At 61.4% G+C, this 11795-nt stretch carries 7 protein-coding genes; 3 read left to right on the top strand and 4 right to left on the bottom strand.

Going from position 1 to position 11795, the window contains the following annotated elements; all coding sequences use genetic code 11:
• Positions 1 to 10 precede the first annotated feature (10 nt).
• Together BLU01_RS13860 and BLU01_RS13850 are read right to left on the bottom strand one after the other, a co-directional pair.
• Positions 11 to 1987 carry a methyl-accepting chemotaxis protein gene (locus BLU01_RS13860; RefSeq protein WP_092276252.1) on the bottom strand — a complete coding sequence of 659 codons (1977 nt, stop codon included), beginning with the start codon at positions 1985 to 1987 and terminating at the stop codon, positions 11 to 13.
• A gap of 419 nt (positions 1988 to 2406) precedes the next feature.
• Complete coding sequence (locus tag BLU01_RS13850; RefSeq protein ID WP_092276247.1) at positions 2407 to 3327, bottom strand: LysR substrate-binding domain-containing protein; 921 nt, start codon at positions 3325 to 3327, stop codon at positions 2407 to 2409.
• Between the two features lie 173 nt (positions 3328 to 3500).
• On the opposite strand from BLU01_RS13850, the gene BLU01_RS13845 reads away from it, so the two are divergent.
• The gene (locus BLU01_RS13845) at positions 3501 to 4898 is read left to right on the top strand and encodes a NorM family multidrug efflux MATE transporter (protein WP_092281614.1); all 1398 of its coding nucleotides are present in this window, start codon (positions 3501 to 3503) and stop codon (positions 4896 to 4898) included.
• Between the two features lie 111 nt (positions 4899 to 5009).
• On the opposite strand, the gene BLU01_RS13840 is transcribed toward BLU01_RS13845, so the two are convergent.
• Complete coding sequence (locus tag BLU01_RS13840) at positions 5010 to 6683, bottom strand: putative bifunctional diguanylate cyclase/phosphodiesterase (RefSeq protein ID WP_092276244.1); 1674 nt, start codon at positions 6681 to 6683, stop codon at positions 5010 to 5012.
• A gap of 262 nt (positions 6684 to 6945) precedes the next feature.
• Between BLU01_RS13840 and rep the strand changes: the two genes are divergently transcribed.
• Entirely contained in the window at positions 6946 to 8955 is a 2010-nt protein-coding gene (gene rep / locus BLU01_RS13835) for a DNA helicase Rep (protein ID WP_092276241.1), read from the top strand.
• A 56-nt stretch (positions 8956 to 9011) separates the two neighbouring features.
• The gene (locus tag BLU01_RS13830; protein WP_092276238.1) at positions 9012 to 9584 is read left to right on the top strand and encodes a xanthine phosphoribosyltransferase; all 573 of its coding nucleotides are present in this window, start codon (positions 9012 to 9014) and stop codon (positions 9582 to 9584) included.
• A 114-nt stretch (positions 9585 to 9698) separates the two neighbouring features.
• Here the strand turns inward: BLU01_RS13830 and BLU01_RS13825 are convergent, their stop codons facing one another.
• Positions 9699 to 11621 (bottom strand): acetyl-CoA hydrolase/transferase C-terminal domain-containing protein, encoded by a 1923-nt coding sequence (locus BLU01_RS13825; RefSeq protein ID WP_092276234.1) that lies wholly within the window; start codon positions 11619 to 11621, stop codon positions 9699 to 9701.
• Positions 11622 to 11795 lie beyond the last annotated feature (174 nt).

The raw sequence follows: 11795 nt of genomic DNA, 5'->3' as shown, positions 1-11795 counted from the left end.
CACAGGCGTCTCAACGAAACCGATCAACCTCTTGGCGCAAGTCTGCGGCCAGGCTTTCCAGTTCCTTGGCGGTGATCGCCAGGTTCGACACCACTTCACGCTGCTCGCTGTTCGCCAGCGCGATGCTTTGCAGGTTGCTGCTGAGCAACGTCGCGGTGCTGCTCTGCTCTTGGGTGGCGGTGGTGATAGCGGCGAATTGTTGGCCGGCGGAGCGGCTCTGTTCGTCGATGCGCTCGAGTGCCGAGGCGACGTTGGCATTGCGCGACAAGCCTTCCTGCATCAGCACGTTGCCCTGTTCCATGGTGCTCACGGCGTTGCCGGTTTCCTGCTGGATGCTCTGAATCATGCTGGAAATTTCGTCAGTCGCTTCACGAGTGCGCGACGCGAGGTTGCGCACCTCGTCGGCGACCACGGCAAAACCACGGCCCTGCTCGCCGGCACGCGCGGCCTCGATGGCGGCGTTGAGCGCCAGCAGGTTGGTCTGGTCGGCAATCGCGGTAATCACGCCGACGATGCCGCCGATTTCCTGGGAGCGCTGGCCGAGGGTGTTGATCACCGTCGCGGTGCTGTTCAGTGCGCCGGCAATTTGTTCGAGGGAAGAGGATGCTTCGGTCATCGATGTACGACCGATCTGCGTTTGCTGTGCGTTTTCCTGCGCCATGCGCTGGGTGTTGCTCATGTTGTCGGCGATGTTCAGCGAGGTGGCGCTGAACTCTTCCACGGCGCCGGCCATGCTGGTGATTTCGCCGGACTGCTGCTCCATGCCTTCATAAGCGCCGCCGGACAAACCGGACAAGGCCTGGGCGCGGCTGTTGACCTCGGCAGAGGCCTTGCGGATGTGCTCGACCATGGTCGACAGCGCTTGGCTCATCTGGTTGAAGGCGCGCGCCAACTGACCGATTTCGTCGTTGCTCGAGACGTTCAGGCGCACGCTCAAATCACCGGCGCCCAAGGCTTCGGCCTGACGCACCAGATCCCCCAGCGGCGCCAGTTTGCTGCGCAGCAACCAGACTGCCGAGCCCACCGCAATCAACATCGCCAACAGACTGCCGATGGCCAATTGGATGCCGACGCTCCAGGTCACGGCGCTGATTTCGGTTTTCGGCATGCTCGCCACCACCGACCACGGGCCGCCGTCGAACGGCACGGCAACGCTGTAGAACGCTTGCGACTTGTCGCTCCAGAACTCGCCTTTACCCGGGGTTTTGGCCAGGTCGACAATGGCCGGGATCGCCTGATCCAGCGCTTGCACGCCGGCAATCGGCACCAGCCATTTGCTTTGTTCGTCGAGCAACGCCAGCGAGCCAGTCTGGCCGATGCGAAAGCGCTGCAGGTTGGCGAACTGCGCGTTCTGCGCGTCGGTGTAATCAAATCCTACAAACAACACGGCAATGACCTTACCGCTGGTGTCCCTGACCGGCGTGTATTGGGTCATGTAGGAACGTTCGAACAACAAGGCGCGGCCGACGTAACTCTGCCCGGCGATCAACCGTGCGTAAGCCGGGTGAGCGTGATCCAGCAAGGTGCCGATAGCGCGGGTGCCGTCCTGCTTGCTCAGGGAGGTGCTGACGCGAATGAAGTCTTCGCCGCTGCGCACAAACACCGTGGCTACGCCGGCGGTCATTTGCTTGAACTCGTCGACTTCCTGGAAGTTGTTGTTCAACACTTCGCTGCCCAGATGCAGCCCCGGCGTCTGCACGCCGGCCACGCTCACAGGTTCGTCCGGGTGCACGCTCAGGCCCGCGCTGAAGCGCTTTTCGAACAAGCCGCTGAGGCGCTGGGTGCTTTCACGCAACGTGCCGTGGAAGGTGCTCAACTGATCGGCGAGCAAGCGCGCTTCACTGGCCAAATGCTCTTCGCGGGTGGCGAGGTTGGCAGTGTCCAGCGAACGCAAGGCGAACACGGTGCTGCCGCTGATGACAATCGCCAGTATCACGGCAAGCGCAAGACCTAGCTGTGAGGCGATCCGGGCACGGGGTTGAGACATGACAGCTCCTGGCCAAGCGACCGGATCCTCCTTGATCCGGTTGGGCGCTCAGCAAAATTTCTAATAATTGGATAACGCGTGTAGGCGTAGCGCAGAACCTGCACGAAGGTTCCACCAGCAGATATTCGGCGGCAAATCTGAATACTTGAGTTATTAACCCGGTTATAGCGCAGAACTGATGACAGTCCGTGATGCCGCCACCCGTTCGGTAGCCGCTGGCGAAGCCTGCGTTCGGCGGCGTAGCCGTTATGTAGCAGCTGGCGAAGCCTGCGTTCGGCGGTGTAGCCGTCGTGAAATCAGCCAGCGCGGTGTTTCAGTTTCAGCGTGTGCGCGGGTTTACGACGGCTTTGCCGCCGGACGCAGCCTCGCGGTGCTCGGCAGCTGCTACAGGGGGTGCGTTCGTTGAGGTGCGGTTTTGGTCAGCTCAGGCGTTCGACCGGGGGCAATTCCATGGCGCGGACTTCGCCCTGCAAAAAGTCGCTGAGCCTGCGCATGCGCTCACCGCCGGGACGGGTTTTCGGCCACACCAGATAATACTTTTCACCGCTGGCAACGGCGGTCGGCCACGGCAGACTCAGGCGACCTTGCGCGACATCTTCGGCGACCATCAGCAGGTCGCCCATCGACACGCCATAACCGCGAGCGGCGGCGATCATGCCCAGCTCCAGCGTGTCGAACACCTGCCCGCCCTTGAGCGAAACCTTGTCGGCGAGCCCCATGCGTTCCAGCCAATTGCGCCAATCACGCCGGTCCGGCGCCGGGTGCAGCAGCTCGGTGCTGGCCAATCGCGCGACATCCCACGGTTGATCGTCGAGCAGGTTCGGCGCACCGACCGGGATCAGTTCTTCCGGAAACAGCAACGTTGTCTCCCAATCCGGGGGGAAGTTGCCACGGCTGAGGATCACCGCGCAGTCGAACGGTTCGTGGTTGAAATCCACCGCGTCGATGTCCATCCAGGCGCTGGTCAATTGCACTTCGTTGCCCGGCTGCACATGCCGGAAACGGCTGAGCCGCGCCAGCAACCAGCGCATGGTCAGGGTCGACGGGGCTTTCATGCGCAGGATGTCGTCCTCGGCGCGCAAGGTATTGCAGGCGCGTTCCAGCGCGGTAAAACCTTCACGAATGCCCGGCAGAATCAGCCGCGCCGACTCGGTCAATTGCAGATTGCGCCCACTGCGATGAAACAGCCGACAGGCAAAGTGCTCTTCGAGCGTACGAATATGCCGACTGACTGCACTTTGGGTAATCGACAGCTCTTCTGCCGCACGGGTAAACGAGCTGTGCCGCGCCGCCGCTTCAAATGCGCGCAGGGCATACAGGGGAGGAAGCCGACGAGACATGCGCAAAGCTCCTATCGCGGATGGGGCAAAAGAGGGATCGGGCAAACTTATCAGAAAGTCCGCTGGATGAGTTTTAATCATGCCACCCATCCTTTTTATCCCTTTGTGAAAACCCCGCAGAGCGCCGAGAATCGGCGTTTCCCTGTTCTATCTGCCGTAGGAGCGTGATGACCATGCAGCATCCAGCACGTACCGAACTCTGGGCCATCATGCGGCTGGCGGGGCCGTTGATTGCCTCGCAGTTGGCGCACATGTTGATGGTCCTCACCGACACCCTGATGATGGCGCGCCTGAGTCCCGAGGCGCTGGCCGGCGGTGGTCTGGGAGCGGCGACTTATTCGTTCGTGTCGATTTTCTGCATTGGCGTGATTGCGGCGGTCGGCACGTTGGTGGCGATCCGCCAGGGCGCTGGCGATATTGTCGGCGCGGCGCGGCTGACGCAGGCCGGGTTGTGGCTGGCGTGGCTGATGGCGTTGGTGGCCGGGTTGCTGCTGTGGAACCTGAAACCGGTGCTGCTGCTGTTTGGCCAGACCGAAACCAACGTTCAGGCCGCCGGGCAATTCCTGCTGATCCTGCCGTTCGCCCTCCCCGGCTACCTGAGTTTCATGGCCCTGCGCGGGTTCACCAGCGCGATTGGCCGGGCGACGCCAGTGATGGTGATCAGCCTGTGCGGCACGGTGGCCAACTTCGTCCTCAACTATGCGTTGATCACCGGCATGTTCGGCTTGCCGAAAATGGGTCTGGTCGGCATTGGCCTGGTGACGGCAATTGTTGCCAACCTGATGGCCGTGGCGCTGGCGCTGCACATTCGCCGGCACCCGGCTTACGACGCTTATCCGTTGCGTCAGGGCCTGTCGCGGCCGAACCGGCAGTACCTCAAAGAACTCTGGCGCCTGGGTTTGCCGATTGGTGGCACCTACGCGGTGGAAGTCGGTTTGTTCGCGTTTGCCGCGCTGTGCATGGGCACCATGGGCAGCACGCAATTGGCCGCGCATCAGATTGCGCTGCAGATTGTTTCGGTGGCGTTCATGGTGCCGGCGGGGCTTTCGTATGCGATCACCATGCGCATCGGCAAGCATTACGGCGCCGGGCAATTGCTCGATGCGCGGCTGGCGGGTCGGGTCGGGATCGTGTTCGGCGGCGCTTCGATGCTCGCGTTTGCGATGGTCTTCTGGTTGTTGCCGAATCAATTGATCGGGCTGTTTCTCGACCACAACGACGCGGCATTCCGGCCGGTGATTGATCTGGCGGTGAGCCTGCTGGCGGTAGCGGCGTGGTTTGAGTTGTTCGACGGTACGCAGACGATTGCCATGGGCTGCATCCGTGGGCTCAAGGACGCCAAGACTACATTCCTGGTCGGGCTCGGTTGCTACTGGCTGATCGGCGCACCGGCCGCGTGGCTGATGGCGTTCAATCTGAACTGGGGGCCGACGGGCGTCTGGTGGGGCCTGGCGCTGGGCCTGGCGTGCGCGGCGGTGAGTTTGACCTTGGCGTTTGAGTGGAAGATGAAACGGATGATCCGGCGCGAGCCTGCGGTGCAGCAGCGTTTCGAAGTTCCTCAGCCAGAGTGAGATCCCGTGTAGGAGCGAGGCTTGCCCGCGAAGGCTTCGTGTCAGTTAACAAAGATGTCGACTGATACGACGCCTTCGCGGGCAAGCCTCGCTCCTACAGGGGATTTTGCGTTAGCTCATCACTTCTATGGCGGTCTGCTGGCTGCTGCCGAACGTCAGGTATTCGACCAATTCCGCCAGCGGCAGCGGTCGGCTGATCAAATACCCTTGCACCTGATCGCAACCGAACCCGCGCAGCAAATCCAGCTGTGCCGGGGTTTCCACGCCTTCGGCCACCACTTCCAGATTGAGGTTGTGCGCCAGGTTGATCATCGCGTGCACCAGTTTGCGATTCTCTTCGCGTTGCTCCATGCCGCCGACGAAGCTCTTGTCGATCTTCAGCAAGGTGATCGGCAGGCTGTTGAGGTGCACAAACGACGAGAACCCGGTGCCGAAGTCATCCAGTGAGAAGCGCACGCCCAAACGGCCCAGCGCGTCCATGGTTTGCTTGACCAGATCGCTGCGGCGCATCACCGCGGTTTCGGTCAGTTCGAATTCCAGCCATTGCGCCTCGACGCCACGCTCGGTGATCAAGCGACTCAGCGTCGAAAGCAACTGACTGTCCTGAAACTGGCGGAACGACAAGTTGATCGCCATGTGCAGCGCCGGCAGACCGCGTTCGCGCAACGCCTGCATGTCACGCAGCGCCCGGGAAATGACCCAGTAACCCAGCGGCACAATCAAACCGCTCTGCTCGGCCAGCGGCACGAACTCGCTCGGCGGCAGCAAACCGCGTTCGGCGTGGCGCCAGCGCACCAAGGCTTCGAGGCCGACGATCTGCCCGTCTTCGAGGTTCAGGCGTGGCTGGTAATGCAGCTCCAGCTCATCGCGGCGCAAGGCCCGGCGCAGTTCGCTTTCGAGGTCGGCGATGCTCCGGGCATTGCGGTTGATGCGTTCGTTGAAGATATGAAAGGTGCAGCCCTGGGTGCTTTTCGCTTGTTGCATGGCGATGTGCGCGTGCCACATCAGCGGGTCGGCGCCGGCCTGCGCGCGGGCGTGGGCGATGCCCAGGCTGGAGCCGATCAACAGGCTTTCGCCGTCGACCCAATACGGTTCGGCCAGCGCTTCGGTAATGCGTTCAGCCATCCATTCGGCGCGTTGCGGTGCGCGGCGCGTGTCGATCAGCAAGGCAAATTCGTCGCTGCCGAGGCGCGCCAGTTGATCGCCGACCTCCAGCTGACTTTTCAGCCGCGAGACCACTTGCAGGATCAAGCGGTCGCCGGCCTGATGGCCGAGGGCGTCGTTGGCATGGCGAAAGTTGTCGAGGTCGAGGTGGCCGAGCGCGAGGCCGCGCCCGTCGTTTTCCGCCAGGCGCGCGGCGAGCAAAGTCTGGAACCCCTGGCGATTGGCGATGCCGGTCAGCGGATCTTGCTCGGCGAGACGTTGCAGGGTGTTTTCGAGTACGCCGCGCTCGCGCACATGGCGCAGGCAGCGGCGCAGCATGCCGGGGTCGAGCACGTCGCGCACCAGCCAGTCACTGACACCGTCGGGCGGCGCCGATGGTTCGTGTTCGAGCAACAACACGGTCGGCAAGTTGCAGCGCCCGGGCGCCGGCTGCAGTGCCGGGATCGTCAACAGCACCGCGCTGCGGTTGTCATCGAACAGACTGCTGACCGACTCCCAGCTCGGCGCGCTGATCAGCACTGCCGAGCTCCCCATCGGAGCCAGACACTCGCGCAACAACGCTGTCCACGCTGGCTCTTCGGCCAGTAGCAGCAAACGCAAGGGTTCGACAGGCGTAGACAAGCTAGCTCCCTAGACTCTGCAATAGATGTAGGCGGCAGCATTATGCCGCGCACAAAACCAATGACCAACTGACCTGAGTGTGCAAACGCGGCTTTGTCGCTGGAATACGAACATTAGCCGCAAACTCCCTGCGCATCCTGCGTGAAAGTAACAAAACCGGCAAATGGAGATCGCGTGCTGCGTCACAAGTCGGACAGAGCAGCACAATTCGCTGAGCCTGTTAAAATGCCGGCCCATTTCGCAAATGACTCCCTGATTCCGTATGTCCCGACTCAATCCCCGGCAGCAAGAAGCCGTGAACTACGTCGGCGGCCCTCTATTGGTGCTCGCCGGTGCAGGCTCCGGCAAGACCAGCGTGATCACCCGCAAGATCGCGCACTTGATCCAGAACTGCGGCATCCGCGCCCAGTACATCGTCGCCATGACCTTCACCAACAAGGCAGCGCGCGAGATGAAGGAACGGGTCGGCACCCTGCTCAAGGGCGGCGAAGGCCGTGGCTTGACCGTGTGCACCTTCCACAACCTGGGCCTGAACATCATCCGCAAGGAACACGTGCGGCTGGGCTACAAACCGGGCTTCTCGATCTTCGACGAGACCGACGTCAAAGCCCTGATGACCGACATCATGCAAAAGGAATACGCGGGCGACGACGGCGTCGACGAGATCAAGAACATGATCGGCTCGTGGAAAAACGACCTGATCCTGCCGCCCGAAGCCCTGGAAAACGCGCGCAATCCCAAGGAACAGACCGCCGCCATCGTCTACACCCACTACCAGCGCACGCTCAAGGCGTTCAACGCGGTGGACTTCGACGACCTGATCCTGCTGCCGGTAAAACTGTTCCAGGAACACGCCGACATCCTCGAAAAGTGGCAGAACAAAGTTCGTTACCTGTTGGTGGACGAATATCAGGACACCAACGCCAGCCAGTATTTGCTGGTGAAGTTGCTGATCGGCACGCGTAACCAGTTCACCGTGGTCGGCGACGACGACCAGTCGATCTACGCCTGGCGCGGCGCGCGCCCGGAAAACCTGATGTTGCTCAAGGACGATTACCCGTCGCTGAAAGTGGTGATGCTGGAGCAAAACTATCGCTCCACCAGCCGCATCCTGCGCTGCGCCAACGTGCTGATCTCGAACAACCCGCACGAGTTTGAAAAACAACTGTGGAGCGAGATGGGCCACGGTGACGAGATCCGCGTGATCCGCTGCCGCAACGAAGACGCCGAAGCCGAGCGCGTTGCCGTCGAGTTGCTGACCCTGCACTTGCGCACCGACCGGCCGTACAGCGATTTCGCGATTCTGTATCGCGGTAACTATCAGGCCAAACTGATCGAGCTGAAGCTGCAGCACCACCAGATTCCGTATCGTTTGTCTGGCGGCAACAGCTTCTTCGGCCGTCAGGAAGTGAAAGACCTGATGGCCTATTTCCGCCTGATTGTGAACCCGGACGACGACAACGCCTTCCTGCGCGTGATCAACGTGCCGCGCCGCGAGATCGGTTCGACGACCCTGGAAAAACTTGGCAACTACGCCACCGAGCGAAAAATCTCGATGTACGCCGCGACCGACGAAATCGGTCTGGGCGAGCATCTGGACACGCGCTTCACCGATCGCCTGTCGCGCTTCAAGCGCTTCATGGACAAGGTCCGCGAGCAATGCGCCGGCGAAGACCCGATCTCGGCCCTGCGCAGCATGGTCATGGACATCGACTACGAGAACTGGCTGCGCACCAACAGCTCCAGCGACAAGGCTGCCGATTACCGCATGGGCAACGTCTGGTTCCTGATCGAGGCGTTGAAAAACACCTTGGAGAAGGACGAAGAAGGCGAGATGACCGTCGAGGATGCAATCGGCAAACTGGTTTTGCGCGACATGCTCGAACGTCAGCAGGAAGAAGAGGACGGCGCCGAAGGTGTGCAGATGATGACGTTGCACGCCTCCAAAGGCCTGGAATTCCCCTACGTGTTCATCATGGGCATGGAGGAGGAAATCCTCCCGCACCGTTCCAGCATCGAAGCCGACACCATCGAAGAAGAACGCCGCTTGGCCTACGTCGGGATTACCCGCGCGCGGCAGACGCTGGCCTTCACCTTCGCCGCCAAGCGCAAGCAGTACGGCGAGATCATCGATTGCGCGCCGAGCCGCTTCCTCGATGAGCTGCCGCCGGACGACCTGGCCTGGGAAGGCAACGACGACACCCCCGTCGAAGTGAAAGCCGTTCGCGGCAATACCGCTTTGGCAGACATACGCGCGATGTTAAAGCGCTAGAATCGACTACTTTTTAATCAGCCCTGGACGCACAGGCGTCCTTAGAGGAAAGCTTCATGGAAGCACTGCACAAGAAAATCCGCGAAGAAGGCATCGTGCTTTCCGACCAGGTCCTGAAGGTTGACGCCTTTTTGAACCACCAGATCGACCCGGCCCTGATGAAGCTGATCGGCGACGAATTCGCCACGCTGTTCAAGGATTCGGGGATCACCAAGATCGTCACCATCGAAGCCTCGGGCATCGCCCCGGCGATCATGACCGGTCTGAACCTCGGCGTGCCGGTGATTTTCGCCCGTAAGCAACAGTCGCTGACCCTGACTGAAAACCTGCTGTCGGCGACTGTTTACTCGTTCACCAAGAAGACCGAAAGCACCGTGGCGATCTCCCCGCGCCACCTGACCAGCAGCGACCGCGTGCTGATCATCGATGACTTCCTGGCCAACGGCAAAGCGTCGCAAGCGCTGATTTCGATCATCAAACAGGCAGGCGCCACCGTCGCCGGTTTGGGCATCGTCATCGAGAAGTCGTTCCAGGGCGGCCGAGCGGAACTGGATGCACAGGGTTATCGCGTTGAATCGCTGGCCCGCGTGCAATCGCTGAAGGATGGCGTAGTCACCTTCATTGAGTAACCCTGTAGGAGCAAAGCTTGCTCGCGATGGCGGCAGAACAGTCGATACAAATGTCGACCGTTATGGCCTAATCGCGAGCAAGCTATGCTCCCACAGGTGTTTCGGGTTTAGCGGTTATTGCGCGGTGGCTTTCAGGCCGGTGAGCAGCAGTCGCTGAAACAGGTCTTCTTTCAGCCCTTCCGGCTTCTCCAGTTGCATGCGCTGCAGATGCTCCGGGTATTGCGTCGCCTCGGGCGCATCCAGCGCAGCCTTGCCCAATTCCAGAATCTCGGTGAGTTTGAACTTGCTCTTCAGCCAGTTCAGCGCGCGCAAGACATCGCGCTCGACCTCAGTGAAATCGCAGCCCAGCGGATACTCCGGAAACAGGTTCGGGTGCCGCGCCTGAATCGCCTGCAAACGCTGCGGATGGTTATCGGCAAAACGCGGATCCATACGGAAATTCTTCGGCAACTTGCCGACCGCTTGCGCCTGTTCGATCAGCCCCGGTTGAAAGCGTGAATCGCTGACATTCAACAATGCCTCGATCACCGCTGCGTCGGTCTTGCCGCGCAAATCGGCGATGCCATATTCGGTGACGACGATGTCGCGCAGGTGCCGTGGAATCGTGCAATGCCCGTATTCCCAGACAATGTTCGAACTGACCTCGCCGCCCGACTCGCGCCAACTGCGCAGGATCAGCACCGAACGCGCGCCTTCCAGCGCATGCCCCTGCGCGACAAAGTTGTACTGCCCGCCGACACCGCTGAGCACGCGCCCGTCTTCCAGTTGGTCGGCGACACCGGCGCCGAGCAAGGTCATGGTGAACACGGTGTTGATAAACCGCGCGTCCAGACGCTGCAAACGCTTGAGCTCTTCCTGGCCGTAGAGCTCGTTGATGTAGCTGATGCGGGTCATGTTGAATTCGAGGCGTTTTTCCTGCGGCAACTCGCGCAGGCGCTCATAAAAACTGCGCGGGCCGAGGAAGAACCCGCCGTGCACCGAGATGCCATCGGGTTGCGCGGCTTCGTCGAGGGTGCCGTCGTTCGCCTGTTGCTGGGTCGGCACGTCCGGGTAGACCTTGCGCCGGATGATCCCGGCGTCGGCCAACACCAGCAGGCCGTTGACGAACATTTCGCTGCAACCGTAAAGGCCTTTGGCGAACGCATCGGTGCCGCCCTCGCGCTCGATCAACTGCGCCCACTGGCTGAGGTTCAAATCGGCGAGCAAGGCTTTGTAACCGGCGTTATCGGCCTGACGCGCAAGCAACGCGGCGGTCAGCGCATCGCCCATCGAGCCGATGCCGATTTGCAGCGTGCCGCCATCGCGCACCAGCGTACTGGCGTGCAGGCCGATGAAGTGATCCTGAAAACCCACCGGCATGTTCGGCGTCGAGAACAGCGTGCTGCTGTCCTTGGCGTCGATCAGCAGATCGAAAGCGTCCATGCCGACTTCCGCATCGCCCGGCATGTAGGGCAAATCGTTATGTACCTGGCCGACTACGAGAATGGTTTCCCCGGCATCGCGGCGCTTGGCGATCATCGGCAACAGGTCGAGGGTGATGTCCGGGTTGCAACTCAGGCTCAGGCGATCCGGATGCTCGGGATGGCTGGCGACCATTTGCGCCACCAGGTTCAAACCGGCGCCATTGATGTCGCGGGCGGCGTGGCTGTAATTGCTGCTGACGTAATCCTGCTGGGCCTGCGCGCTGTTCAGCAGGCTGCCGGGCTGCATGAAAAATTGCTGGATCTGGATGTTCGGCGGCAGGTCGTCACGTTGCAGGTCGGCGAGGAAATCCAGCTCCGGGTAATCACCGAACACGCGCTCCACGAACGGTTCGATGAAGCGCTTCTGCAAGCCATCGCCCAGCGCCGGTCGGCCCAGGCACAGCGCGGTGTAGACCGTCAGCCGGCGCTCGGGCAATTGCGCGATGCGTTGGTACAGCGCGTTGACGAAGTGGTTGGGTTTGCCCAACCCCAGCGGCAGGCCCATGTGAATGTGCGCCGGCAACCGCGCCAGCACCTCATCGACCGCCTGCTCGATAGAACACAGCTGCACCATCGGATCCTCCCTTGAATTGCGTGAATGGGGGTTGGACCGAGCTTGCCGGGGAATTGCTGCAATGAACAGTCTCAGCCGCCAAATCATGCAAGCACTGAGGCCCTCTGTGGGAGCGAGCTTGCTCGCGATGAGGCCGTGTCAGGCGCCAGCAAAGTTGCCTGACCCAGCGCTTTG

Source organism: Pseudomonas prosekii (genome assembly GCF_900105155.1).
Taxonomy (GTDB): Bacteria; Pseudomonadota; Gammaproteobacteria; order Pseudomonadales; family Pseudomonadaceae; genus Aquipseudomonas; species Aquipseudomonas prosekii.
Note: the sequence above shows the minus strand (reverse complement) of the source record. Positions and strands in the feature narration are given on the sequence as shown.